The organism is Kribbella sp. NBC_00889, from assembly GCF_045207705.1.
Classification (GTDB): domain Bacteria; phylum Actinomycetota; class Actinomycetes; order Propionibacteriales; family Kribbellaceae; genus Kribbella.
Map to the genome: position 1 here is coordinate 7,278,405 of NZ_CP108783.1, position 24,890 is coordinate 7,303,294.

The 24,890-nt window shown below is 69.0% G+C and carries 26 protein-coding genes, 1 tRNA gene, 1 pseudogene and 1 riboswitch; of the genes and pseudogenes, 7 read left to right on the forward strand and 21 right to left on the reverse strand.

Annotated elements, in window-relative coordinates; all coding sequences use genetic code 11:
* Positions 1 to 5: 5 nt before the first annotated feature.
* The 6 genes from OG817_RS35615 to OG817_RS35640 form a co-directional block, all read right to left on the reverse strand.
* The gene (locus OG817_RS35615) at positions 6 to 488 is read right to left on the reverse strand and encodes a hypothetical protein (RefSeq protein WP_406049242.1); all 483 of its coding nucleotides are present in this window, start codon (positions 486 to 488) and stop codon (positions 6 to 8) included.
* A gap of 42 nt (positions 489 to 530) precedes the next feature.
* Entirely contained in the window at positions 531 to 2,042 is a 1,512-nt protein-coding gene (locus OG817_RS35620) for a potassium/proton antiporter (protein WP_406049243.1), read from the reverse strand.
* Between the two features lie 95 nt (positions 2,043 to 2,137).
* A tRNA-Ser gene (locus OG817_RS35625) sits at positions 2,138 to 2,228 on the reverse strand.
* A 13-nt stretch (positions 2,229 to 2,241) separates the two neighbouring features.
* Positions 2,242 to 2,670 carry a nucleoside deaminase gene (locus OG817_RS35630; protein ID WP_406049245.1) on the reverse strand — a complete coding sequence of 143 codons (429 nt, stop codon included), beginning with the start codon at positions 2,668 to 2,670 and terminating at the stop codon, positions 2,242 to 2,244.
* A 31-nt stretch (positions 2,671 to 2,701) separates the two neighbouring features.
* On the reverse strand, positions 2,702 to 3,199 hold the full coding sequence (locus OG817_RS35635) for a tRNA adenosine deaminase-associated protein (protein WP_337589493.1): 498 nt from the start codon (positions 3,197 to 3,199) through the stop codon (positions 2,702 to 2,704).
* Positions 3,200 to 3,295: 96 nt separating this feature from the next.
* Positions 3,296 to 3,466, reverse strand: coding sequence for a hypothetical protein (locus tag OG817_RS35640; RefSeq protein ID WP_165556040.1), 171 nt, complete (start codon positions 3,464 to 3,466; stop codon positions 3,296 to 3,298).
* A gap of 106 nt (positions 3,467 to 3,572) precedes the next feature.
* Here OG817_RS35640 and upp point away from each other — a divergent pair, with 106 nt between their 5' ends.
* Positions 3,573 to 4,214, forward strand: a complete 642-nt coding sequence (gene upp / locus OG817_RS35645) for a uracil phosphoribosyltransferase (RefSeq protein WP_396390862.1) — start codon at positions 3,573 to 3,575, stop codon at positions 4,212 to 4,214.
* A gap of 2 nt (positions 4,215 to 4,216) precedes the next feature.
* Here upp and OG817_RS35650 read toward each other — a convergent pair whose 3' ends face one another.
* The 3 genes from OG817_RS35650 to OG817_RS35660 all read right to left on the reverse strand — a co-directional run bounded on the left by OG817_RS35650 (position 4,217) and on the right by OG817_RS35660 (position 7,204).
* On the reverse strand, positions 4,217 to 5,182 hold the full coding sequence (locus tag OG817_RS35650; RefSeq protein WP_406049247.1) for a hypothetical protein: 966 nt from the start codon (positions 5,180 to 5,182) through the stop codon (positions 4,217 to 4,219).
* Between the two features lie 78 nt (positions 5,183 to 5,260).
* Entirely contained in the window at positions 5,261 to 6,175 is a 915-nt protein-coding gene (locus tag OG817_RS35655) for a 1,4-dihydroxy-2-naphthoyl-CoA synthase (RefSeq protein ID WP_406049248.1), read from the reverse strand.
* A 15-nt stretch (positions 6,176 to 6,190) separates the two neighbouring features.
* Positions 6,191 to 7,204 (reverse strand): LacI family DNA-binding transcriptional regulator, encoded by a 1,014-nt coding sequence (locus OG817_RS35660; RefSeq protein ID WP_406049249.1) that lies wholly within the window; start codon positions 7,202 to 7,204, stop codon positions 6,191 to 6,193.
* A gap of 168 nt (positions 7,205 to 7,372) precedes the next feature.
* Here OG817_RS35660 and OG817_RS35665 point away from each other — a divergent pair, with 168 nt between their 5' ends.
* Positions 7,373 to 9,313, forward strand: coding sequence for a Xaa-Pro dipeptidyl-peptidase (locus OG817_RS35665; protein ID WP_406049251.1), 1,941 nt, complete (start codon positions 7,373 to 7,375; stop codon positions 9,311 to 9,313).
* 24 nt (positions 9,314 to 9,337) lie between these two features.
* Here the strand turns inward: OG817_RS35665 and OG817_RS35670 are convergent, their stop codons facing one another.
* Together OG817_RS35670 and OG817_RS35675 are read right to left on the reverse strand one after the other, a co-directional pair.
* Positions 9,338 to 9,772: a GNAT family N-acetyltransferase gene (locus OG817_RS35670; RefSeq protein ID WP_406049253.1), complete on the reverse strand. Its 435-nt coding sequence runs from the start codon at positions 9,770 to 9,772 to the stop codon at positions 9,338 to 9,340.
* A gap of 555 nt (positions 9,773 to 10,327) precedes the next feature.
* Complete coding sequence (locus tag OG817_RS35675; protein ID WP_406049255.1) at positions 10,328 to 11,254, reverse strand: helix-turn-helix domain-containing protein; 927 nt, start codon at positions 11,252 to 11,254, stop codon at positions 10,328 to 10,330.
* 160 nt (positions 11,255 to 11,414) lie between these two features.
* On the opposite strand from OG817_RS35675, the gene OG817_RS35680 reads away from it, so the two are divergent.
* Both OG817_RS35680 and OG817_RS35685 read left to right on the forward strand, forming a co-directional pair.
* Positions 11,415 to 11,744 (forward strand): PadR family transcriptional regulator, encoded by a 330-nt coding sequence (locus tag OG817_RS35680; protein WP_360436908.1) that lies wholly within the window; start codon positions 11,415 to 11,417, stop codon positions 11,742 to 11,744.
* Positions 11,741 to 12,976, forward strand: coding sequence for a DUF1700 domain-containing protein (locus OG817_RS35685; protein ID WP_406049257.1), 1,236 nt, complete (start codon positions 11,741 to 11,743; stop codon positions 12,974 to 12,976). Before OG817_RS35680 ends, OG817_RS35685 begins: the two co-directional genes overlap by 4 nt.
* On the opposite strand, the gene OG817_RS35690 is transcribed toward OG817_RS35685, so the two are convergent.
* The 5 genes from OG817_RS35690 to OG817_RS35710 all read right to left on the reverse strand — a co-directional run bounded on the left by OG817_RS35690 (position 12,973) and on the right by OG817_RS35710 (position 17,140).
* Positions 12,973 to 13,695 (reverse strand): GNAT family N-acetyltransferase, encoded by a 723-nt coding sequence (locus tag OG817_RS35690; RefSeq protein ID WP_406049258.1) that lies wholly within the window; start codon positions 13,693 to 13,695, stop codon positions 12,973 to 12,975. The two genes, OG817_RS35685 and OG817_RS35690, sit on opposite strands and share 4 nt — an antisense overlap.
* A gap of 4 nt (positions 13,696 to 13,699) precedes the next feature.
* Complete coding sequence (locus OG817_RS35695) at positions 13,700 to 14,743, reverse strand: adenylate/guanylate cyclase domain-containing protein (RefSeq protein ID WP_406049259.1); 1,044 nt, start codon at positions 14,741 to 14,743, stop codon at positions 13,700 to 13,702.
* A 19-nt stretch (positions 14,744 to 14,762) separates the two neighbouring features.
* Entirely contained in the window at positions 14,763 to 15,158 is a 396-nt protein-coding gene (locus OG817_RS35700; RefSeq protein WP_131365731.1) for a cyclic nucleotide-binding domain-containing protein, read from the reverse strand.
* 84 nt (positions 15,159 to 15,242) lie between these two features.
* Complete coding sequence (locus OG817_RS35705; RefSeq protein WP_406049261.1) at positions 15,243 to 15,941, reverse strand: class I SAM-dependent methyltransferase; 699 nt, start codon at positions 15,939 to 15,941, stop codon at positions 15,243 to 15,245.
* Positions 15,938 to 17,140 carry a 3,4-dihydroxy-2-butanone-4-phosphate synthase gene (locus OG817_RS35710; RefSeq protein WP_406049262.1) on the reverse strand — a complete coding sequence of 401 codons (1,203 nt, stop codon included), beginning with the start codon at positions 17,138 to 17,140 and terminating at the stop codon, positions 15,938 to 15,940. The genes OG817_RS35705 and OG817_RS35710 overlap by 4 nt, the downstream gene beginning before the upstream one ends.
* Before the next feature lie 281 nt (positions 17,141 to 17,421).
* Between OG817_RS35710 and OG817_RS35715 the strand changes: the two genes are divergently transcribed.
* Positions 17,422 to 17,853, forward strand: coding sequence for a hypothetical protein (locus tag OG817_RS35715; protein WP_406049264.1), 432 nt, complete (start codon positions 17,422 to 17,424; stop codon positions 17,851 to 17,853).
* 57 nt (positions 17,854 to 17,910) lie between these two features.
* A pseudogene (locus OG817_RS35720) lies at positions 17,911 to 18,111 on the forward strand (RICIN domain-containing protein); the annotation flags it as partial.
* 452 nt (positions 18,112 to 18,563) lie between these two features.
* Here the strand turns inward: OG817_RS35720 and OG817_RS35725 are convergent.
* Both OG817_RS35725 and OG817_RS35730 read right to left on the reverse strand, forming a co-directional pair.
* Entirely contained in the window at positions 18,564 to 19,931 is a 1,368-nt protein-coding gene (locus tag OG817_RS35725; protein WP_406049266.1) for a threonine/serine exporter ThrE family protein, read from the reverse strand.
* On the reverse strand, positions 19,931 to 20,908 hold the full coding sequence (locus tag OG817_RS35730; protein WP_406049268.1) for a sugar-binding transcriptional regulator: 978 nt from the start codon (positions 20,906 to 20,908) through the stop codon (positions 19,931 to 19,933). Before OG817_RS35730 ends, OG817_RS35725 begins: the two co-directional genes overlap by 1 nt.
* Positions 20,909 to 20,996: 88 nt before the next feature.
* Positions 20,997 to 21,130, forward strand: a riboswitch (FMN riboswitch).
* Between the two features lie 101 nt (positions 21,131 to 21,231).
* Here OG817_RS35730 and ribB point away from each other — a divergent pair.
* On the forward strand, positions 21,232 to 21,849 hold the full coding sequence (ribB, locus tag OG817_RS35735) for a 3,4-dihydroxy-2-butanone-4-phosphate synthase (RefSeq protein WP_406049270.1): 618 nt from the start codon (positions 21,232 to 21,234) through the stop codon (positions 21,847 to 21,849).
* On the opposite strand, the gene OG817_RS35740 is transcribed toward ribB, so the two are convergent.
* Genes OG817_RS35740 through OG817_RS35750 form a run of 3 tightly spaced genes read right to left on the reverse strand, consistent with a single transcriptional unit; the run spans position 21,833 to position 24,698 of the window.
* Complete coding sequence (locus OG817_RS35740; protein WP_406049272.1) at positions 21,833 to 22,798, reverse strand: transketolase family protein; 966 nt, start codon at positions 22,796 to 22,798, stop codon at positions 21,833 to 21,835. The two genes, ribB and OG817_RS35740, sit on opposite strands and share 17 nt — an antisense overlap.
* A complete protein-coding gene (locus tag OG817_RS35745; protein ID WP_406049274.1) occupies positions 22,795 to 23,706 on the reverse strand; it encodes a transketolase in 912 nt (303 codons plus the stop codon). The genes OG817_RS35740 and OG817_RS35745 overlap by 4 nt, the downstream gene beginning before the upstream one ends.
* Positions 23,703 to 24,698, reverse strand: coding sequence for a sugar phosphate isomerase/epimerase family protein (locus OG817_RS35750; RefSeq protein ID WP_406049276.1), 996 nt, complete (start codon positions 24,696 to 24,698; stop codon positions 23,703 to 23,705). Before OG817_RS35750 ends, OG817_RS35745 begins: the two co-directional genes overlap by 4 nt.
* Positions 24,699 to 24,890 lie beyond the last annotated feature (192 nt).

A 24,890-nucleotide genomic window follows, 5' to 3' on the forward strand; every position in this document is an offset into this window, starting at 1 on the left:
CGGAGTCACTCGACCGTTGGCCGCGGCACAGGACCGAAGTCGCCACCACGCGGCGAGCTCAGAATGGCAAGCAACTCGGGATCGGCGTGGATCTCGGCGGTGCTCCGCCACTCGATGATCAGCTGTAGCACAGGCGCCGGGATGTCGAGGTCCATGCTCGCCTCCATCACGTCGACGAGTTCCTGCGCGAAGGCCGCTTGGCCGTCCACAGGCAGGAACTTGATCCACGGAAAGACCTGCGGTAGGACATCGAGCAGGTACTGCGAACGCACGGTTGGGTTGCTCATCACCGCCCGCAGCATTCGCACGGTGATCACGACCAACTCATGCTCTTCGTCTGCCCGGGCAACCGTGGTCAGGACCAGGTCGTCCTCGGAGCCGCGGCGGTGGACTCGGAGGGCGCGCCGACGGCTCGACTTCAGCTTTTCCACTGTTTCGTTCGGGCGCTGGAGTAGGTCGGAGAAGTTCACTTCCTGCAGTTCCGGCATACTTCAAAAGTAGTTCAGAACTCACCGCTGGGCAAACCGCTTTCAGTGTTGTTCGCGGCCTCGTTCGCCGAACCAGCCGGCTAGGCGGCCGGCTCGGGAGACGGCGCGGAGGCGGCGGGCGGTCTGGTCGCGGAGCGGGCTGGGGGCGACGACGAGGAGGGAGTCGCCGGCTCGGAGGACGGTCCGGCGGTCGGGGACGAAGGCTCGGTCGCCGCGGATGATGAGCGAGACGGACACGCCAACGGGCAGGCGCAGTTCGCCGATCTCGACGCCGGCCAGGCGCGACTCGCTCGGTACGTGCACCTGGAGCATGTCCGCCCCGAGCGACTCCAGCGGCGCGACGTCGATGTCCACCTCGTACGACGCGTTCTCGTCGAGCACCTTCAACCGGCGGGCCAGCCACGGCAGGGACGGACCCTGCAGCAGCGTGAACAGCAGGACCAGCACGAACACCACGTCGAAGATCCGGTCGGCCTGAGGCACGCCCGCCGCCAGCGGGATGGTCGCCAGCACGATCGGCACCGCACCGCGGAGGCCTGCCCACGCGATGAACGTCTGCTCGCTCCACGGCATCCGGAACGGCGCCGCCGACACCGCCACCGACGCGAACCGCCCGACCACGGTCACCGCGACCCCGATCACCAGCGCGATCACCAGGTCGTCCAGCCCGATCCGGCCCGGGGACGCGAGCAGCCCGAGCATGATGAACAGCCCGATCTGCGCCAGCCAGGCGATCCCGTCGACGAACGACCGGGTCGCCAGCCGGTGTGGCAACTCGGCCCGCCCGAGGATCAGCGACGTCACGTAGACCGCCGCGAACCCCGACACATGCAGCAGCACCGCCCCACCGGCGTACGAAAGGATCGCGAGCGACAGGACCGCGACCGGGTACAGACCGGCCGAGCCGAGCGCGACGCGGCGGAGCAGGCCGACACTGACCCAACCGATCAGGAACCCGAACAGCGCGCCGACGACAAGCTCATAGAGCACCAGACCGGTGAAGTACCAGATGCCCTTCTCGCCGACCTCGCCCGTGCTCACCAACGTGACCAGCAAGACCGTCGGCGCGTCGTTCAGACCGGACTCGGCCTCGAGCGCGCCCCGCAGCCTCGGTCTGATCGGGACCCGGCGCAGTACGGAGAAGACCGCAGCGGCGTCGGTCGGCGAGGTGACCGCGCCGAGCAGGACCGCGAACTGCCAGTCCAGCCCGAGTACGAAGTGCGCCACACAGGCGACCACCCCGACGCTGATCGCGACGCCGACGGTCGCCAGTACGACGCCCAGTGGCATCACCGGGCGTACTTCGTTCCACCGGGTGGTCAGACCGCCCTCGGTCAGGATCACCACCAGCGCGGCGAACCCGAGGGCATGCGCCAGCTGCGCGTCCTCGAAGTGGATGTGTCCCGGGCCGGACTCGCCCAGCACCAGGCCCATCCCGAGGTAGATCAGCAGCGAGGGGAGCCCGAGCCGTCCGGACAACCGGACCGCGACGATCGCGACCAGCAGCACCGCCGCGCCGGCCAGGAGAATCCTGTCGAGCTCCGTGACATCCATTGGGGCCCCCCGCTGCGTCAGGTCCCGAGAGACGAAAACCCTGACGCATCACACAGCATCAGGGTCTCCGGCCTTCTTCCACCCGCGAAGGTGGTTGGCGGTGGCGGAGGGATTTGAACCCTCGGACGGGGGTTGCCCGTCACGCGCTTTCGAGGCGCGCTCCTTCGGCCGCTCGGACACGCCACCGCCGGAGAGGCTATCAAGGTCTGTGCCCGATGAAGAAATCGCGCAGCCGTGCGCCCGCCTCGTCGGCCATCACACCGCCGACCACTTCGGGCCGATGATTGAGCCGGCGGTCCCGGACGACGTCCCACAACGACCCCACCGCGCCCGCCTTCTCGTCGTACGCCGCGAAGATCAGCCGGTCCAGCCGGGACAACACGACCGCGCCCGCGCACATCGTGCAGGGCTCGAGCGTGACCACGAGAGTGCAGCCGGTGAGCCGCCATTCGCCCACGTGCCGGGCGGCCGCACGGATCGCGAGTACTTCGGCATGCGCGGTCGGATCGCCCATCGCTTCCCGCTCGTTGTGACCACGTCCGATCACCTCGCCCGAAGCGTCCACCACGATCGCCCCGATCGGTACGTCGGGCAGCGCCTTCTCGCCTTCCGCCAGCGCCAGGGCCATCAGCCGGGCCCACTCTCGCTGGACCGCCGGGCTAACCAAGGGCTTCGATCGCCTCGTGGAACTGGTTGCCGAACCCAAGGGCCTCGGCGACCTCCTCGAGCATCTCCTCCGGGTAGAGGTCGACGTCGTCGCACAGCGCGCCAAGGTCCATCGCGCTCATGCCGAGGTCGGCGATGATCGCCAGGTCACCGGCCGGGACCTGTTCGTCGTCGTCATCGGCCAGCGGGATGTCCAGCTCGTCCACCACCTGCCGGGCCAGCGGCCACTCGGTCGCGGCGGTGACATCGGAGATCAGCAACCGGGCCCGGCCGCCGATCACGCGCAGCAGCAGGAAGAAGTCCTCGTCGACCGAGATCATCCCCAGCACCCCGGCCTCACCGGGGTAGCGGCGCAGGGCCGACACCAGAGTGGACAACTCAGGCTCACCGCGCAGCACCAGCGGGGTGACGTTCCACACGCCGTCCTCGGTGTAAGCGGCGACCGCGAAGTCGAGGTCGGTGGTCATCGGCCCAGCCGTGGCATCAGACACCGGATCATCGTCGCAGACTCGCGCCGTACAAGGGAGATATTCGCGATCTCGACGTGATATCGGTACCGCGAACACACGGAGTCACGACGCTTGCTCTCAGTGATGGTACGTCGCTCTGCGCATCGCTTCCCGGAGCTGCCGGACCCGGGCTCGCCGGGGTGCGATCCGGTCCCGGAGTGCGCGCGCCTCCTCGAGCTCCCGGAGGAACGCGGCGCGGCGGCGGAGGCGGTCGAGTTGTTCGGGCGTCTTGGCACCGCTGTCCGTCATCGGCGTACTCCCTGGGGGGCGAGGCAGGGCTCATTCCAATGCACTTTCGAGTCTGACAGCGAGCGAGCTTCCCCGCGCCGAATCGCCGACGGTACCGTTCCGGCTTATGCAGATCCTCGTCGTGGACCACCCGCTCGTCGCCCACAAGCTCACCGCGCTGCGGGACGAGCTCACGGATTCGCCCACGTTCCGGCGGCTGACCGAGGAGCTCGTCACGCTGCTCGCCTACGAGGCGACCCGCGACGTCCGCACCGGCCCGGTCACCGTGCAGACCCCGGTCGCCGAGGCCCAGGGCGTCAAGCTGTCCGCGCCGAAGCCGCTGGTCGTCCCGATCCTGCGGGCCGGTCTCGGCATGCTGGAGGGGATGTCGCGGCTGCTGCCGACCGCGGAGGTCGGCTTCCTCGGCATGATCCGCGACGAGGAGACCCTGCGTGCCTCGACGTACGCCGAACGCCTGCCGGAGGACCTGTCCGGTCGGCAGTGCTACGTCCTGGACCCGATGCTGGCGACCGGCGGGACGTTGTCCGCGGCGATCCAGTTCCTGGTCGATCGCGGGGCGGACCACATCACGGCGATCTGCCTGCTGGCCGCGCCCGAAGGCGTCGAGCACGTGGAGCGCGAACTCACCCACCTCGACGTCCCCTGCAACCTCGTAATCGCCGGCATGGACTCGCACCTGAACGAGAAGGGCTACATCGTCCCCGGCCTGGGCGACGCCGGTGATCGTTTGTACGGCGTCGCCCAGTAGGGCTAGACGAGGGTGTTGCGGAAGAAGAGGTTGGCGCGGCGATCGCCGGTGACGCCGGAGGCGAACCCGAAGCAGAGCCGCGGGCGCCCGAAGCGGTCGACGTGCACTCCGACGCCTTCGGCCTCGCGATACACCAGGTCTGCCCCGTCCAGGATCCGCACGGACTCGACGACCTGGCCGCTGTTGATGTCGAAGCACCAGAGCTTCGAGGTGAACAGTGCCGGATCGGGCGCACCGGTGTACGCCTCACCCTCCCAGAGGTAGACGTACGAGCCGTACAGCGCCCAGCCCTGGAAGTCGATGCCCTCGGTCATCGCGGGCTGCTTGAACGACGTGATCGGGCGTGAGAAGTCGCCCGCCCGGGCGGCGATCAGCGAGTAGACGTTGATGTGGAAGCCGTCGGACAGCGTGTGCCGGATCCCGATCTGTCCGTGCCGCTGATCCACCGACGGGGTGAACACGGCACCGTCCGCGACCGGCTTCCAGCTCCGCAGCCCCGGGGACTCCTTGGTCAGCGTCGCGCCGTCCTGCCAGCGGAAGCGGGCGATCTGGCGGCCTCGGGCGTTCACCGTGTCCACATCGGTCTCGGTCCACAGGTACGTCGTACGCCCGACCGCCTCGGCCCCGATCGAGACGGCGTGACCGAACCCGCTCAGGTACATGTGCTCGACGACGTCACCGGCGAGACTGAGCTGCGTCAGCGTGAGATCACCGCTGTTCGAGGCTGTCTTGGAGCGCAGTTGCCCGGTGAAGAGCCGCTGGTTCACGTTGTCGAAGGCAATCGACTGCATGACCGTCACGTCGGCCAGCGGCTTGCTGCGGAACAGTTCGCCACCCGGCCCGTCCAGGGCGAAACGTCGGCTCGGCGGGAGGCTGGATGGGCGGGCGACGGCGGGTGATCCGACGGCACCGGCGACGAGCATCGCACCGGCACCGGCCAGCAACCCACGGCGGGAGAGGTTGTCCATAGCGCCGACCGTAAGCGATCTACCGCGAACTGTCAGCAGTCCGCGCAAGATTTTCTGCTAACTAACCATCCATGAGTGTTAGAACGCGTAGGGGTACGGCGACCAGTCGGCCGGGCGCTTCTCCAGGAACGCGTCGCGACCCTCGGCAGCCTCGTCGGTGCCGTACGCGAGCCGGGTCGCCTCACCGGCGAACAACTGCTGGCCGACCAGCCCGTCGTCGATCAGGTTGAACGCGTACTTGAGCATCCGCTGCGCGGTCGGCGACTTCCCGCAGATCTTCCGGCCCCACTCCAGCGCGACCGCCTCCAACTCGGCGTGCGGCACGACCTTGTTCACCATGCCCATCCGGTACGCGTCCTCAGCGGAGTACTCGTCACCGAGGAAAAAGATCTCCCGCGCGAACTTCTGCCCCACCTGCCGGGCCAGGTACGCCGAACCGAAGCCACCGTCGAACGACGCCACATCCGAGTCAGTCTGCTTGAACCGCGCGTGTTCCGCGGACGCCAGCGTCAGGTCCGCGACCACGTGCAGGCTGTGCCCGCCACCCGCGGCCCAGCCCGGTACGACGCAGATGACGACCTTCGACATGAACCGGATCAACCGCTGTACCTCGAGGATGTGCAGCCGGCCGGCCTTCGCCGGGTCGATGCTCTCCGCCGTGGTGCCCTCGGCGTACTTGTAACCGTCCTTGCCCCGGATCCGCTGGTCGCCGCCCGAGCAGAACGCCCAGCCGCCGTCCCGCGGCGACGGTCCGTTGCCGGTGAGCAGCACGCAGCCGACGTCGGTGGAGATCCGCGCGTGGTCCATCACCCGGTACAGCTCGTCCACGGTGTGCGGCCGGAACGCGTTGCGCACCTCTGGCCGGTTGAACGCGATCCGCACCACCCCGGCGTCGACCGCCCGGTGGTAGGTGATGTCGGTCAGCTCGAATCCGTCCACCTGCTTCCAGGCCGACGGGTCGAAGATCTCGGAGACGAACGCGGACTCGGTCACGTCCGCGAGCATATTTCAGGCTCTGGCGGTACTTTCGCGCAGGACCACCTCGGCCTTGAACGTCTCTGTAGTCGGCTCGCCACCCGCGATCGCCAGCTCCAGCGCGCGCCGGCCCATCTGCTCCAGCGGCAGCCGAACCGTGGTGAGCCCCGGCCACACGTCCCGCAGCGTCGCGATGTCGTCGAAACCGGCCACGCCGATCTCGTTCGGTACGTCGACCCCGCGCGCCCGCAACGCCGACATCGCGCCGACCGCCATCACGTCGTTCACCGCGAACAGGCAATCCACGTCGGCCTTGCGATCCAGCAGTTCGCCGGCAGCGGCGTACCCACCGTCGCGAGTGAACTCGCCGGCTTGCACCACCAGCGGCTGCAGTCCGGCCTCGGCGAGTGCGGCAACGAATCCCTCGCGCCGATCGCGCGCGGTCGCCAGACTGTCCGGTCCACCGAGTACGGCGAACTTGCGCCAGCCCAACCGCACCAGCGAACTCGCCATCTCGGCCGCACCGGCACGGTTGTCGGGCTCGATCGTGTGCGCAGGCATCCCGGACTGGCTGACCAGGGCGAGGCCGGCGCCGGAGTTGAGGAACGTCTCCACCTCGGTCGCCGTCCGCGCAAGGCTCTCCTCATCAGTACGCCGGCTGCCGATCATCACCGCGGCCCGCGCCCGCTGCGCCCGCAACGACGACAGGTAGGCGATCTCGCGGTCGGAGTCGCGGAACGTGCTGGCCATCATCACCAGCAGGTTGCGTTCGTCCGCGGCCCGCATCACGCCGTTCGCGATCGCCGCGAAGTACGGGTCCTCGATGTCGTGCACGAGGATGCCGACCAGGTTGGTCGACGACTTCGCCAGCGCCTGCGCCTGCGCGTTCGGCGTGTAGCCGAGTTCGTCGGCGGCGGCCTTGACCCGTTCCTGCAGCTCCGGACGGGGCACCCGGTCCCCGCCGTTGAGCACGCGAGAGGCGGTCGCGACCGACACACCCGCGCGCTGTGCCACGTCCAGCAATGTCACCGGTGCTCGAAGATTCACTGGCCTACCCTTCCGTACTCTCCCCCTGGGCGGTGGCGGTCACCCTATCGGAATTCGCGCTCCGTCACCGCTGCACAGCCACGTCCGGTCACGCTGTGTGCAGTCAAGTCGCTGCCAATCCCGGCAGAACCTGGCATTGGGACGCGGGAGTGACTAGCCTTCCCAGCCATGACGACCGTCCGCGCCAGGGTGACGATCCTGGTCTCGTCCACCGTGCTCAGCCTTGCAGCCGTGACCGGTACCGCTGCGGCTGCGCCGCTCCCGGACGACTCCGGTACGCCGGTCTCTCCGCCACCGGCCGCGACCGGCGCACCACCGTACGTCGACCCGGCCACGCACAGCACCGAGCCGATCTACGACTACGCCTCCGCGGTCCGCGAGTCCGTGTACGTCGACACCACGATGGACTCCGACTCCGACGGCAAGGACGACGTGATCGCGGTCGACATCGTGCGGCCGAGCGAGACCGAACTGACCGGCCTGCGCATCCCGGTGATCATGGACGCGTCGCCGTACTACTCCTGCTGCGGACGCGGCAACGAGAGCGAGAAGAAGACGTACGACGAGAACGGCATCATCCAGAAGATGCCGTTGTACTACGACAACTACTTCGTCCCGCGCGGGTACGCGGTCGTCGGCGTCGACATCGTCGGCACCGGCCGGTCGAGCGGTTGCGGCGACGTCGGCGGCAAGGACGAGATCGACTCCGTGGTTGCGGTGATCAACTGGCTGAACGGCCGCAACAGCGCACATAGCGCGGACGGTCAACCAGTGCGCGCGACCTGGACCAACGGCGCGGTCGGCATGATCGGCAAGTCGTACGACGGCACGCTGGCCAACGGTGTCGCGGCGACCGGCGTACGCGGGCTGAAGACGATCGTGCCGATCTCCGCGATCTCCTCGTGGTACGACTACACCCGCTCCGGCGGCGTGCCGTACTCCGACGACTACATGCCCTGGCTGGGCGGGTACGTCGGCCACGACAGCCCTGCCTGTGAAGCGGTTCGCGGTGATCTCGGGGACAACGACGACGACGATACCGGCGACTACACGACGTTCTGGGCCGAGCGGGACTATCTGAAGGACGCCGGCAAGGTGAAGGCGTCGGTGTTCATGACGCACGGTCTGAGCGACTACAACGTGCAGACCAACCATTTCTCCCAGTGGTGGGCGGCGCTGGGGAAGAACAACGTGCCGCGCAAGCTCTGGCTGGGTCTCGAGGACCATGTCGATCCGTTCGAGTTCCGCCGCGACGCATGGGTCGACGAACTGCACAAGTGGTTCGACTACTGGCTGCAGGGCCTGCAGAACGGTGTGATGAAGGAGCCGATGGCATCGGTCGAGACCGCCCCCGACGTGTGGCGCGACTACAAGACCTGGCCGGCCGTGAACCACTCGATCCCGGTGCCGCTGTCCTCCGGCAAACTAGGTGCCTTGGGCAAGGGATCCGTCACCGTCACCGACGATCCGGAACTGACGGAGGACGACATTGTCGCCGACCCGTCCGAGGTGATCGCGGGCCGGCAGATGTTCCTGTCCGCGCCACTTCCGCGGTCGATCCGGATCAGCGGTACGCCGACGGTGACGCTGAGGATCAAGTCCGACTCGATCACCACGCCGGTCACCGCGCGCCTGATCGAGTACGGCGATGCGGAGCGATACACCGGCGTACGTCGTACCGACGACAGCACGTGTGAAGGGTCGAGCGTCGACTACGACGACAGTTGCTACTTCACTATCGACAAGCTCACCGAGCAGAGCGACCACGGCATCGTCGGCCGCGGCTGGATCGACGCCGCCCACAGCGCTTCACTGAGCAAGCCGGAACCGCTCACGCCCGGCCAGTGGACCACAGTCGACGTCCCCCTCCGCGCCCAGGACGAGGTGATCCCGAAGGGTCGCATCCTCGGCCTCGCCGTCACCCTGTCCGACACTGAATGGACCACTCCCAACGACACCGGCGCCACCATCGACATCGACCTGGCCGGCAGCAAACTCAACCTCCCGCTCACGACCGGCGAGGTCCCGGCGCCGGCCAAGGTCCAGCCGATCGACGTAGACATCAAGACCCCGTCCCAACGCCCGGACCTCCACGACCCCACCAACTGAACTCCAGGCGACCAACGCGCGGGACTACTCGAACGTGAACCTGTAGACCTGGGACTCGCGGGGTTGGAAGCCTAGGCGTTGGTACAGGCGGTTTGCTGCTGCGCGCGATGGGCGAGACGTCAGGTCGACTGTCTTGGCGCCTGCCAACCGCGCGATGCGGAGGGCGTCCTCGGTCAACGCAGCGCCGACTCCTTGGCCGCGTGCTGCGTCGTCGACCACGACGTCCTCGATCCGCGCCCGCAGGCCCGTGGGAATCGGGAACATCACCAACGTCAACGTGCCCACGATCGTGTCGCCACTACGCGCCAGCAGAACCGTGTTCGTCTGACAAGACACCAACCGCTCCAACGCCTCCCGATCGAGCGGCGCAGCCGACACCGACAATTGCGGCATCAACCGGCCGAAAGCCTCTTCCACCTCGTCGGTGACCTCACCCAGCACCTCGATCGCAACACTCACAACCCGCACACTACTCAGCCGGCCAAGGAGCTGAAGCGGCCCCAGGCCACGAAGATCGCCATGGCGAGGTAGGCGACGCGAACCGAGCATCCGGTAGACCACCGCCACGAGACGACCGCGCTGCTGCTCGAAGGCCCTCGCCAGGGCATCCTCCGGCCCTGTTCCGGTCACGTCGTTACCTTCCTCGAGCCAATCCCGTCATGAGTACGACGGACCCGACAGCGCGAAGGTAACTGGTCGCCAGCAGCACACCAGGATTCTCCACCCACCGGGCCACCACCTACGAAGGCCAGGTCTGGTACGACGTCGCCGCCGAAGCCATCCGCTTTCGAGAAGCCGTAGACGCTGGACTCGCGCAGTTGGAAGCCCAGGCGTTCGTACAGGCGGTTCGCGGCACCACCTGAAGGGCGGGAGGTCAGGTCCACGGTCTTCGCGCCGGCGAGGCCGGCCCTGCGGAGTGCGCCTCCGTCAGGGCCGACAACTGCGGTATCAACCGCCCGAACGCCTCAGTGACCTCATCCAGTACTGCGATCGAAAACCCTCACACCCCGCAGCCTATTTGCTTTGAGCAACGAACTGCATCGGGTCGCCGAAGCCGAGGTCGGTGATGCCGGCAGTGTAGAAGGCGCCGATCAGCAGTGAGCGCCGGTGGGCGGCGAACGTGAGTACGTGCGCGACCATTCCGCCGTACGTGAAGACGCGCGGTGGTTCGCACGTCGTGTCGACGAAGCTCTCGTCGAAGCGGCCGTCCTCGTTCAACTGGTTGACGAGGGCAACGAACCGCGATCCCGCCTCAGCGTGCCGGGTGCGGAGCTCGGAGATCGGTGTGACCACCTGCCGCCCGCACTCCGGCACCTGGAACGGCCGGTCCTCCACCGATGCCAGCCACATCTCCTCCTGCCAGACCAGCCGGTCCAGCAGGTACCGGATCGAGATGTCGTCGTCGATCCCTTCCACCGAGAGCTCGATCGGCCGGTCCAGCGTCGCCGCGTCGAGCCGCCCACCGCGCTCGATCATCTCGCCGGTCAACCAGACGTGGTGCTCGACCATCCTGACCAGTACGTCCATACCTCTCACCTCTTCCCTGGCCGGCAGGCGCAGACCCGCCGGTGGCTGAAAATGAACCCCACTGGGCGCCGCCAGGAAGAACACCCGCGACGCCTCTCGCCGCCACTCCCGCGGCGACATCCCATAAGACCTGGCGAACGCCCGCGTGAACGCCTCGTGCGACCCGTACCCGGCCTCGACCGCGACATCCAGTACGGCGACCTGCTCGGCCAGCAACCGGTACGCCGCCCGTTCCAGCAACAACCGGCGCCGGAACGCGAACGGCGACTCACCCGCCACCGCCCCGATCACCCGATCGAAATGGAATCGCGACAGGTGCACCCGCCCCGCGAGATCGGAGCCGTTCACCACCTCACACGGCCCGGCCAACCCTTCGGCCACCACCGCCACGAACTTCTCGAACACATCCGCCATACCCCCACTCTGCACTCCCCACCCCCCAGCGCACTTGATCGAAATTGCGGACCACGGGTTGTCGCGGTGTGGAGTACTCCGCAGTGTGTAGTAGTGTGCTGGGTAGAGCACCGGGAGGATGGTCTGAGGGGTCCTTCCTCCCGGTGCGCCGAGGAGGGTCATGGACACGAGCCAGTTGCTCAAAGGTGTGCTGGATCTTGCCGTGCTCGCGGTGCTGCGAGATGCGGACGGCTACGGGTACGACGTACTGCGGCGGCTGCGGGCGGCGGGGCTGGAGGATGTCGCGGACGCGTCGGTGTACGGGACGTTGCGGCGGTTGTTCGCGGCGGGTGCTTTGACGTCGTACGTGCAACCGAGTGAGGAAGGGCCGCACCGGAAGTACTACGGGCTGAACAAGACCGGCCGTGAGCTGCTCGACCGGTCCACCAAGACCTGGAACCACTTCGCCGACACGATGTCGGTGCTGCTGCTGGACAAGGAGGCGGCGTGAACAGCACTCTGACCGGAGCGGTCGCGACCTACCTCGCCCAGGTGCGGGCCGAGCTGAGCGACCTGCCGGCCGGCGAGCTGGAGGACGTGCTCGAGGACGTCGGCGGTCACCTCTCCGAGGTGGCCGGCGAGTTCGACGAGGAGCCGACCTCCGCCGCCTTGCAGGAGCGGTTGGGTACGCCGCGGCAGTACGCCGACGAACTGCGGACCGCGGCCGGTTATCCGCCACGGACGCAGCCGGTCGCCGATCGCGACGCCGGCCGGAAGGCGCTGCGCTGGGGCCTGATCGCGGCCACCGCCGGCCCGTTCTTCGTTGCCATCGGCGTCTTCGCCTGGTCGCACGCGGAGAGCGCGTTCTTCGGGTTCGTCGGGTTCGCGGTGCTGTTCGGCGCGGCGTACCTCGGGGTCCGGGCGCTGCGCGGTCACGACCCCCGGATCGTGCTGGACACTCCTCGAGGTGAGCGGGGCGCGACCGCGATCCGCGACATGATCGAGCAGATCCCGCCGAACGTCCGGTACGAGCTCGTCTCGATCGGCCAGCCGGTCTGGTGGGTGGTCCGCGGCGTGATCGGTGGCGGCGGGTTCTTCGCGCTGTGGGGCGCCGGCGCTGTCACCGTGGTCGGCTCGCTGGCCGGTGCCGCGGTCTCGATCTGGATCGGCCGCCGGACCCAGCAGGACCGCCGCTGGCTGTGGTACGTCGTACCCCTCAACGTCGTCGCGACGATCGCCGTCCCGGCCTTCCTGGCCGCGGCGTACATGGGTGCGTCGTTCGGGTTCCTCAACAACTACGGCGACTACCGCGGCAGTTCGTCGTCGTACAACCCGCCGGACGGGCTCATGTACGGCGGGACGGACGTCTCGAACCTCTACCCGTTCGACGCCCAGGGCAAGCAGGTCTCGGTGCGTCTGTATGACCAGAACGGCAACCCGATCAGCCTGCCGCTGCAGGGCTGCGCGGCGAACTACGGTGGGCACCAGCCACAGACTGGCAACCTCTTCCCGCAGGCCGTGGTCAGCCCGGACGAGAACGGGAACGTCGACGAGGCAACCTGCATGGACTCCGCCAAGGCGCCGTTCGTACCGCCGCCGGCCCCGGCCACGTCACTCCCACCCACCCCGACTCCGAACCCGACGCCGACTCCCAACCCGACGCCGGCCAAGACCACCCAGCCGACCGCCAAGGCCCCGACGCCGAAGCCAGGAGTCACGCTGACCGTCTCACCGACGCGCTAGCTCTCCATCCGGGCCGCGGCAACGCTGCGGTACGTGTATCCGAGCCGCCGGTAGACCGCGATCGCGGCAGCATTGTCGCGGTCCACCATCAGTGCCGCGCGCCCGTGCCGCTTGACCAGCTCAGCGGTCACGAACCCACACACCTGCCGCGACAACCCCTTGCCTCGAGCAACGGACCGGGTGGCGACTCCGGCGAGGAACCCGACCTCCGGCGCACTCCAGGCATCGGCCGCGATACTCAGCAGCTCACCACGGTCACCGGTCACCGCCGCCCACCGCCGTACGCCGCCACGCCCGGGCCACGCGTACGACGACGGCGAGGCCTCCGTCAGCAACTCCTCCACGCCGTCCTCGCTGTCGAGCCAGGCCGCCGTGGTCGTCACCACCGGCACCTCGGCCGTGTCCATCCAGCCGAACGACGCCGAGAACTCCATCCCCGGCACGCGATCCGCCAGCTCCCTCAGCAACTGCTCGTCACCAAAAGGGCGGTACGTCGGTCCTACCTCGGCAACCACCTTCGACGTCAACCGAGCCACAGCGTCCACGGGCCCGGCGACAGCCAGTCGATCCCGTTTCGAGAGATCCGGCGCCGCCACGGCCACCGCGTCGCCGTCGTACCAGGCTCGAACGCCTTCGCTGAAGCCTTGCCCCGCCCAGACGATCAACGGATCGCCGGCACTCGCCCGGATCAGGTCGGCCGCCGTCAGGATATTGCGCACTTAACTATTGTGACTCAACCCTTTGGACGGCGTACGGGACGAGGTGGTGGTAGCCGCGGACCGAGACGCGGCGGAGGCGGCGCAGGCGGTAGGCGGGGTGACCGTCCAGGGCCGCGGCCAGCTCGCGGTCGACCAGGACGCGGCCGGGCTTGCACTCCGCGGTGAGGCGGGCGGCCAGGTTGACGACCTCGCCGTACACGTCGCCGAGCCGGATCAGGATGCTGCCGTAGGAGAGTCCGATCCGCAGCTCGGGCAGGTCTCCGGCCGCGGTGACGGCTTCCTGCAGGGCCAGCGCGACCGCCGCGCCCTGGGCCGCGGTGTCGGTGACGAACAGGACCTCGTCGCCGATCGACTTGATCACCCGGCCGCCGTTCAGCGCGACGACGTCGGCGGCCATGCCCTCGAACCGCTCGATCAGCTGGCCGAGCTCTGTCTCGGTCATCCGCCGGGCCAGCCGGGTGTAGCTGACGATGTCGGCGAAGCCGACCGCCCGGATCCCGCGGGCCAGTTCGTCGGAGCCGGCCACCGCGCGCCCAGCCGCCGCGGCCAGGTGGCGGCGCCACACGTAGGTCTGCAGGCGCTCCATCGCGGGCAGCAGCTGCCCGGCCACCTCGATCGCCTCGTCCGCGGACAGTTTCGAGCCGCCCAGGAACTCCAGGAACATCGCGGACTGCCAGGACGCCAGCCGGGACTGGGTCTGGCCGAGCTTGCGGGCCAGCGACGACTCCATCTCCTCGGCGACGAAGTTGTCGTCCTCCAGCGCGGCGACCAGCCTCAGCGCCTCCACGTCGTCGTCGGTGAAGGCGACCTCGTCGTCCGGCGCGGTCGCGAACCCGAGCGCGCGCCACATCCGCTCGGCCCGGTCACTCGAGATCCCGGCCCGTTCCGACACCTCGAGCCGGGTGAACTTCCGCTCCCCGCCCAGCAACGCCCGCTCGAACTCCCGCTGCATGCCGGCCAGATCCACCTGCCCGTTCGCAGCCGGATCGGCAGTGCCAGGCTCAGGAACCACGACGCCGGAGTCCCTCGCCTTCTGTTCCCTGTCCACCGAGCGCTCGGCTCGACGGTCAGGAGCCACGACGCTCGACGATCGTGGCGTCTATGGCATCGCGGAACGCGGGCAACTTGCGGGTCAGCTCGTCGAACTTCTCCCGGGTGAAGTGCAGCAGTTGCAGCCGCGACTTCGCCGTGACCGTTGCCGTGCGCAACGTGTTCTTCCGGACCGCGACCTCGCCGGCGATGTCACCCGGGCCGAGCTCGGCGATCTCCTCGCCCTTCACCCGGACCGCCGCCGTACCGCTCAGGATCAGGTACGCCGCGTCCGGCGGGGTCTGCTCCAGGATCAGCGACCAGCCGGCCGGCACGGAGACCTCCTCGCCGGCCCGGAAGATGTCCCTGATGTCACGTCCGGACAGATCCGCGAACAGCGGCAGGTCCCGCGGGGATGTCCTACCCAAAGCCACGTCGATCCTCCGAGCCCGCCGGGCCACCCCGGCGATCAGCCGATGTTTCCAGTCGGTAACTCTAACGGCTCGCCACGGCGAAGGTCACCCCAGGCTGGATGCGACCAGCAGCACAGGCGGGCGGCGGCGGTGGATGGCGAGGTGCGGGTGGTGGGCGACCTGGTCGGGAGTCGGGAGGGGCTCGTCGACCACGTCGAGGCTGAAGCCGTGCCGGCGGAGAGCGGCCAGCGTCGAGCCGACGGTGCGGTGATACTTGATCACACCGTCGACGAACCAGGACCGCCGCCGTACCCCTTCGTCGGCGTAGTCGTCCACAACGCAGTCGGCGGCGATCACCGGTGCCGTCATCACCGGATGCTCGACCGAGAACACGAAAGAGCCACCCGGCGTCAGCCATCGGGCGACCCGCGCGACCAGGTCGGAGAAGTCCTCGACGTAGTGCAGCGCCATGCTGCTGACCACGAGATCCGCACACGCCGGCGGCAGATCGAAGGCGGCCAGATCCGACCGCACATAACGAACAGCCGGATGCCGAGCCGCCGCTGCCAGCATCTGTTCCGAAGCGTCGACGGCAATCACCTCGTCCGCACCCGCCTCCGCAAGCCGGACCGCCAGACCACCTTCACCACACCCGAGATCGACGACCCGCAGTTCCCCGACCGGTGGCAGTACGACGTCCATCGCGGGGATCTCGAGTTCGTCGTTCAACCCGAGCCCGGTCCGCCGAAGTTCGCGGTAGCCGTGCAGGAACGCCGGATCGTCGTACACCTCGGAGCCCTTCACAGCCAGCGCTCCAGGTCGTGGATGTCGATCATCGGCAGTTCCCACCGCAGCGCGAACTGCTCCAGGTCGGCCGGTCCCGCCATCACGCCGTCCGGTCGCATCACCTCGCAGCACACGCCGACCGGTGCCAGTCCGGCCGCGACACACAGCGCGACCGTCGCCTCCGTGTGCCCTTGCCTTTCGGCCAGCAGCCCGGGCCGCGCCGCGAGCGGAAACACGTGCCCAGGCCGCAGGAAGTCGGTCGGTACGGCGTCCGCCGACGCCAGCCGGCGTATCGTCGCCGCCCGCTCGGCCGCGGCCACCCCGGTCCCGGACGAGGACGCCAGGTCCACCGACACATACATCGCGGTCCCCTGGCGATCGCCCTCACCCGGCATCGGCGGGATCTCCAACCGCTCCAGTACGTCGGTCGCACAGGGAATCGTCGTGTGGCCGCAGACCTGCGTGAGCAGGAATGTCATCGCCTCCGGCCGGAACCGCTCACCGGCGAAGACGACATCACCCTCGCTCTCCGCCGTCGGATCCCACACGACGACACCGCCACCGGCGGCGATCTGCGCAACCACCTTCTGCACGCCGATCTCGCCGCTCAACTGACCGGCCCACGGCAACTGCGAAACCGCCCGCAGCAACTCGGGACCGTGCCCCTCGCGCGCCATCCGGACCAGGAGGTCGCTCTCCAGGTTGACCCGATCGCCTTCGACGAGCGTCCCGAGCTTCGTCTTCTGCAAAGTGTTCGGCACCAGAACGACCGAGAACCGGTCCTTCAGCACTTCGGCGACCGTGATGCTCACGCCGTCGATCCCGACCGACGACTTCGCGACCAGCCGGGCGAGCAAGCGGTCCGGCGGCTTGATCCAGACCCGGCGGCCGGCCGGTTCGTCGTCGACCCGGAGCACCTTGCCGACTCCCTCGACATGCCCCTGGATCAGGTGACCGTCGATCCGGTCGCCCACCGCGACCGGGAGCTCGACGTGCACCGTCGTACCGGAGGTGATGCGATCCAGCGTCGTACGGCGCCGGGTCTCGGCGGTCACGGTCACCCGGAGTTCGCCGCGGGCGGCCGGCTCCGCGGTGAACCTGACCCCGTCGACACAGACCGCACCACCCGGCGCAACCCGGAGTCCGGACTTGATCCGCAGTACGTCGTCGGTGACCTCGACGACCGTGGCGGTGTGCTCGATTCGTCCTGTGAACATGCTTCGCTCTCCGGCAGAAGGATCCGGCCAGGGACCCGCACGGGTCCGAGCTGAAACGGGGTATCACCGCGTGGCCCCGGTCGTTGCCGGGTCACTCCGCCGTCCGGCGGAGCCGACGGGCCCGGGATCGCTCCCGACCGTCACTCCTGGAATCGCACCAGTCGGCAGTAAACCACACGCCAGCCGTTGACCGTCGTGACAGCCGAGGTTACCGTGACCGGAAATCGATTTCTCAGCTAGAGCTCTGCCCTCCCGCCCTAGGAGACACGCATGCGGAAACGATGGTTGCTCCTCGTCCCTGCCCTGATCGGAGCGGCCCTCGTGCCTGCCGACCACCCTGGCAACTGAGTGGACGCGGCGGCATCGACCGCACCAACCTCGGCCACAGCGGCGCCAACAACGCGTACGTCCGCGACTCGATCGGCGCACACCAGCTCCAGCAGACCGTTGCCGTCCGCCCCCATCACACGTACCGCCTGTCCGCCTGGATGCGGACCGCGGAGAACAACTCCGAGACGATGCTCGGCCTCCGCACTCTCCGCGGCAAGACCATCGCGCAGGAGACCGGCGGCGCGCATCCGGCGTACACGAAGGTCAGTGTGGACTTCGACTCGGGACGTGAGTCGCTCGTCCAGCTGTACGGCGGTTTCTTCGGCCACAGTCAGGACGTGTGGCTGCAACTGGACGACGTCGTGGTCGAGGAGATCCGGTGAGGCGACTGGCCCTCGTCCTCGCGAAGTCGCGAGCAACTCCTCCAGACCGGTGAGAACGTCCAGCAGTGGACGTGTCAGGACGGCGGCTGGCAGCGCTGGCGGGCGGTGAACGTGGGCCGCGGCTACTACACGTTCGTCGGCCAGAACAGCAACCTCTGCCTCGATGTGGCCGGTGGCTCGCCGGCGCCCGGAGCCAACGTGCAGGTCTGGACCTGCAACAACCTCCAGCCCCAGATCTGGCGCCTCGAACACCGCTGACCCCCGCTGACCGCCGCGCCCACCCGCCGCCCCGGGCCGCCGGCCCCGCCTGCCGCCCGGCCGCCGGCCCCGCCCGCCCCCGCGGTACGCCTCGAACGCCGACCCCGCCCCGGCCCCCGGCTCCGAGCCCGTCCCCCGCGGTACCTCGTCTGGTGGGTCAGCCCAGCACCCGGTGGGTTGACCCACCGCGTGCGGCTGGCCAACCCACCGTCTCGTGGGCTGACCCACCAGCGGGGTGCGGGGGCGCGGGTCGCGGGGCCGCGTGGGCTGACCCACCAGCGGGGATGCCGGGGGGCGCCGGGGCCGCGTGGGCTGACCCACCAGCGGGGATGCCGGGGGGCGCCGGGGCGCGGGGCCGCGTGGGCTGACCCACCAGCGGGGATGCCGGGGGCGCGGGGTTGCGGGGGCGCGGGGTTGCGGGGATGCCGGGGGCGCGGGGGGGGGTGCGGGGGTTAGGACGCTTCGGCCGAGCGGCGGCGCCGACGGCTGGGGCGGGTGCGGCGGGGGCGGGTGCGGGGGCGGATGGGGCGGCGGGGGCCGACCAGGCGGGGGCCGGCGAGGCGATCCTCGAGGCGCCGGGCCTCGCGGCGGATCGGCTGCGCGACGTACTCGCCGAGGATGACGCCCGACGCGATCGCGACGCCGATGGCGACCGCGGTGGCGAGGCTCACGATGCCCAGCAGGTCGCCCAGACTCATCAGCTCGTACAAGCCCTTGTAGATCGTGAGTCCGGGCAGCAACGGGATCGTCCCGGACACGACCACGACCAGCGGCGGCACGCCGAACCGGCGACCGAGCGAGTAGCTGCCGATCCCGACCGCGAACGCGGCCGCAGCGGTCGACCAAGCCGGCCCGAAGTCCGCGCGGGTCATCAGCGTGAACACCAGCGACCCGGCAGCGCCGATCACCGCGACCGGCAGCAGGGCCCGCAGCGGCGCGTACGACGCGTAGGCGAACGCGACCGCCATCAGCGCACCGGAGCCGACCATGATCGGCAGGTTCGCCAACTGGATCGTCTGCGCCTCGAGACCGACGTTCAGACCGAACCTGAGACCTAGTGCGAGCCCCAGACTCACACCGGCGATGATCCCGCCGGTCAGCAGCATCGCCTCCAGCAGGCGGGCCGCCGCAGTCACGTAGTACCCGGTGATCGCGTCCTGGACGGCACCGGTGAGCGCGATCCCGGCCAGCAGCATGATGATGCCCGCGGCAACTACCAACGACGGTTTCACCGGCGCATGAACGGCGTACAGGATCAGCGCGACCGCGCTCGCGACGAACGCGCCGGCGACCTGCTGGTAGAACGCGGGCAGTCGCTGCCGGCTGAACCACCGGTTGTTCAGGTCGATCACGACCGCGGTGACGACCGCCACCAGCGTGATCAGCCAGCCTCCACCGAGCAGCAGCGTCGCGCCGCCGGCCATCACACCCCAGGCGAGTACGGCGGTCCAGCGCGGGTACGGCGGACCCGCCGACGTCAGCCGGGCCAGTTCGCGACTCGCCTCGTCCCGGGTCAGGTCGCCGCGGGCGAACCGCCGTACCAGCCAATCGACCTCGGTCAGACGGGAGAAGTCCTGCGACCGGTAGCGGACCAGCCGGATGTGCGTCTCCGGCGCGACGTCCGGCGCCGCCTGGTACGAGATCGCCATCGAGGTGAACGTGATGTCGACCTCGCAGCCGCGCAGACCACCGGCCGCGGTCACACCCAGGATCGTCGCGGTCGCGTCCGCCGTACCGGCGCCACTGGACAGCAGCACCTCACCGACCCGCAACGCCAGGTCGAGGGTCCGGTAGACCTCCCGCTGCTCGTCCCGCTCCATCACTCGCCGAGAAGGCGATGGGCCATCGCCAGGTCGGTGATCAGGATGTTCACCCAGCCCCCGAGCAGCGCGGCGCGGATCGCGGAGAACTTCCGGTCCCCGCCCGCGACGCCGATCCGGCGCGGTACCGCCAGCAACTCCTTGGCGGTCACCCCGATGACCCGCTGGTCGAACGTCGAGCGCACGTGCCTTCCCTCTTCGTCGAAGAACCGGAAACAGACGTCACCGACGGCACCGAGCCGGCGAAGCTCGTCCCGGTCGGCCTCGGCGACCGCGTTCCCACTGCGCTGCAGCAGCGGCGAGGGCTCGAGACTGCCGATCCCGACCAGGGCGTCGGTGAGCTGTCCCCAGGTGCCCAGAACGTCCCGAACGGACACGTCGTTCATCATCGCCCGCCGGACCGCCGGCGTCCCGACCAGTCCGGGCGCGGGCAGGTAGACCGGCATCCCACCGGTCAGCTCGGCGAACCGCGCGGTCAGCCGGGTCGCCTGCATCTGCACCGCCGCGTCACCCAGGCCGCCGACGATCTGGACCACCCGGTCGACCACCGGCACGCTCTTGCGCGGCATCCGGTCGACCGCACTGATCAGCGTCTCGCTCCAGGACGAGATCCCGATCACGTGCGCACCGGTCAGCGTCATGTCCAGGTACGCCGCCGCCCCCGAGCCCAACGCCGGCAGTACGTCGTCCCCGGCGCCCGCGGTGTCGACGACCACCGCGTCCCGGAGCCCGTACCGGCCCTGCAACTCGTCCTCGAGGTCGCTGTGCACCCCGCTCGGCATGGTCACCACGGTGTGCACGATGCCGACCTCGACGGCCTGCTTGAGCATCCGCGACACCCGCGCCTGGGAGAGGTTGAGCTCGGCCGCGATCTTCGGCTGCCGGATGCCCTTCTCGTGGTACATCCGGGCCACCTTCGCCAGCAGCCGCAACTCGTCCAGCCCGGGCTGGCGCACCGCGCGGTTGCCGTTGGCCACGTCGACTCCCCTTAGGACACGATCAGGAATGGACTATAGGTCAGCGGCGGCGGCCGAACCCGATAAACTGACCGCAGTTTGCAAGACCACACGTGCTCTGGGGTCGGTGAAATTCCGAGCCGGCGGTGACAGTCCGCGACCCGTACACCCGCGAGGGTGTCCGGTTGACCTGGTGGAACTCCGGGACCGACGGTGAAAGTCCGGATGGGAAGATGCACGTGGCAGTCTTCGCGATGCCGTCCGGTGTGCGCTGTCCGCGCGATCGGACCCGTCGTGGAGCTTGTCGTTGCCCCCCGGAGTGCCAGGCCGAGAGGACAACGACCGTGACCACCGTGACAACCCGCCTGGACACCATCCAGCACGCCGTCGACCAGATCGCGCTGGGGCGACCCGTGGTGGTCGTCGACGACGAGGACCGCGAGAACGAGGGCGACCTGACGTTCGCCGCGAGCCTCGCAACCCCCGAGCTGATGGCGCTGCTCGTCCGGCACACCAGCGGCTACGTGTGCGCGCCGGCCGCGCCGGAGGTGCTCGACCGGCTCGAACTGCCGCTGATGGTGCCGGACAACCAGGACAGCCTGCGTACGGCGTACACCGTCTCGGTCGATGCCAGCAGTGGCGTCGGCACCGGCATCTCGGCCGCCGACCGGGCCCGGACCGTCCGGGTGCTGGCCGACCCGGCAGCCGGGCCTACGGACCTGATCCGGCCCGGCCACATCCTGCCGCTGCGCGCAGTGGGCGGCGGCGTCCGCCAGCGGCCGGGTCATACCGAGGCCACGGTCGAGCTGGTCCGGCTGGCCGGACTGCCGCCGGTCGGCGTGATCGGCGAACTGATGAACGACGACGGCACGCTGATGACCGGAGCCGACCTGCGCGCCTTCGCCGACACGCACAGCTTCGCGATGGTGTCGATCGCCGACCTGGTCACGTTCCTCGGCTGACCAGCCTGCGGGCGGCCGCCGCGATGCCGTCGGGCGAGAGCCCGAAGTGGTCCAGCAGGTAGTCGGCCGACCCGGTGGGTGCGAACTCGGGGATCCCGAGGATCGTCACCCGGGCCGGATGCTGCTGGACAACGGTCTCCGCAACGGCGCCACCGAGCCCGCCGCTGGACACCGCCTCCTCGGCGGTCACGATTCCGGCCGTCTCCCGCGCGGCCGCGACCACAGCGCCGGTGTCCAACGGCTTCACCGTCGGCATCGACAGCACCCGGGCCGAGATCCCTTCCGTGGCGAGCTGCTCGGCCGCGGCGATCGCTCGCCACAGCACCGTCCCGTTGCTGATCAGCGTCACGTCGTCGCCGGCCCGGACGGTGATCGCCCGGCCGAGCCGGAAGTCGTAGTCCTCGTCGTACACCTTCGGCACGTTCATCCGGCTGACCCGGATGAACACCGGCCCGTCCGAGGCCGCCGCCCAGCGCAACGCGGCCGCCGTCTCGATCGGGTCGGCCGGCACGATCACCGTCAGGTTGGAGATCGCCCGCAGCCAGGCGATGTCCTCGATCGAGTGGTGCGTGGGGCCGAGTTCGCCGTACGCCACCCCTGGACTCATCCCGCACAGCTTCACGTTGGTGTTCGAGTACGCGACGTCCGCCTTGATCTGCTCGAGGGCGCGACCGGTGAGAAAGCAGGAGGCGGCCGACACGAACGGGATCCGGCCGCCGTTGGCCAGGCCGGACGCGACCCCGACCATGTCCTGCTCGGCGATGCCGACGTTGATCAACCGGTCCGGGAACGCCTTGCGGAAGCTGTTCAGCTTGCTCGAGCCGACCGAGTCGTTCACCACCCCGACGATCCGGTGGTCCGCGTGCGCGAGCTCGGCCAGCGTCTCGACGTACGCGTCCCGGCAGTCGTACCGCGGCCGGTCGGCGATCGAGGTATGGACGACGGTCATACCGGCTCCTTGGAGTAGCGGGGAACAACGGCTTCCAGCTCAGTCATCGCCTGCTGGAACTCCGCCGCGTCCGGCACCCGGTGGTGCCACGCGACGTTGTTGCTCATGAACGAGATCGGGTGACCCTTGTGGGTGTGCGCGATCACGAAGGTCGGCTTCCCGGGCCGGAACGGTACGGCGGACAGCACGTCGAGCAGCTCGCCGTGGTCGTGACCGTTCACCTCGACCACCGCGAACCCGAACGCCGCCGCCTTGTCCGGCAACGGATCCAGGTCGTTGGTCTCCTTCGTGGTGGCGCCCTGCTGCAGCCGGTTCCGGTCGACGATCACGGTCAGCCGGTCGAGCTGGTACTGGGACGCGGCCATCATCGCCTCCCAGTTGCTGCCCTCCTGCAACTCGCCGTCGCCGACCAGCACATACGTACGCCGCAGCGACACGTCGAGCTTGGCCGACAACGCGTGCCCGACCGCGACCGGCAGGCCGTGACCGAGCGGACCGGTGTTCGCCTCGACGCCGGCCACCTTGCGCCGGTTCGGGTGACCGTTGAGCGCGGACAGCGGCTTCAGGAACGTGGCCAGGTCGTCGACCGGCAGGAACCCGAAGGCGGCCAGCGTGGTGTACAGGGCCCCGGCGACGTGGCCCTTGCTGAGGATGAACCGGTCGCGCTCGGGGTCGGTGACCGAGTCCGGCCTGATGTCGAGGACCGCGCCGTACAGGGTCGCCAGGATGTCGATGGCGGAGAAGTCACCGCCGATGTGGCCGGCTCCGGCGTAGTGGACCAGCTTGAGGTCCTGGATCCGGATCTGCCGGGCCGCCTCGGCGATGTGCGCCACCTGCTCGGCGCGGCTGCTGTGGATCGGCAGCCGCCCGAGCATCGGCATCGTCGTGTGGTCGACGGTCAGCGTCATGCGATGTCCGCCATGGAACTCAGCAAGACCTTCTGCACCAGCTTCTGTGCCGCCAGAGCATCGTGCGACGCCTGTGCGGCGGCCAGTGCCTCGTCGTCCAGTACGTCGAGCGCGTGGTGCACCGCCTTCAGGAACCGGATCGCCTGCTTCGCGGCCTCGACACTGTCCTCACGGAACGGGAACTGGTCCAGCTGCCAGACGCCCTCCCAGTTGTTCTTCCGCAGCGTGTGGAAGAACTCGAACGTCTCGACCAGGTGGACCGAACCGACCACCATGTCGTCGTCCCAGCCGCGCAGGTTGTCGTTCACGTCGATCGCGAACAGGCGGTTGTAGTCGATCGCAAGCTGCGCCGCGTCGGCCGGTGTCTCCTGGCCGTAGAGCGAGTGGCCGAAGTCGAGCAGGATGCCCAGGTTCGGCAGGCCGATCTTCTCGATGCCGAGCAGCGTGCGGGCGACGTTCGGGAAGATGATCTTCACCCGCGGCTCGCGCGGCTTGTACTCGATCACGAAGTTGATGTCGGGGTGCGCCGAGACGAGCTCCTTCAGGCCGTCCAGCGCCAGGTTCCAGATGTCGTGGTAGTTCACCTGGAACGGGTAGTCCCAGCCGTCCTGGCCGGGCCACAGCTTCACGTACGAACAGCCCAGGTCCTTCGCCAGCTCGGTTGCCTGGTGCAACAACTCGATCGCTTGCTTGCGGACACCGGGGTCGGGGTTGGTGAGCGAGCCCTTGACGAAGTCCCGGGTGTAGATCTCCGGCGTGATCGCGATCGCCGTGAGGTTGTTGCGCTTCAGCGCGTCCTTCACCTCGTCCAGCGTCCCGTCGTACCCCGCGAACGGCCAGTTCAGGTCGACCACGGACAAGTCGCCGACGGCGCCGGCCCGGTCGATCTGCTCGAGCAGCCCGACCGGGTCGCCGTACCCGTCGGTGGCGTAGCGGTCCTTGTAGGTGGCGAAGTGCCAGATCCCTGCGCCGAAGACCGGCATGTCAGTCATGATGTGCTCCGTAAGGTGTTGGTTGGTCCGGGAGGGCCGGATGTGGCTGATGATGTCTTGCCTTTTGTGGCTTTGAAGGAGTGGCCGTCCGGTTCTTCGGGACGCCCTGGCTGCTGATTGAGATGTGCGCGCTTCGTGCGGTCGCTGTTTACGGAGATGACAGTGGGGTGTTCCTCGGGCCGGTGGATGCTG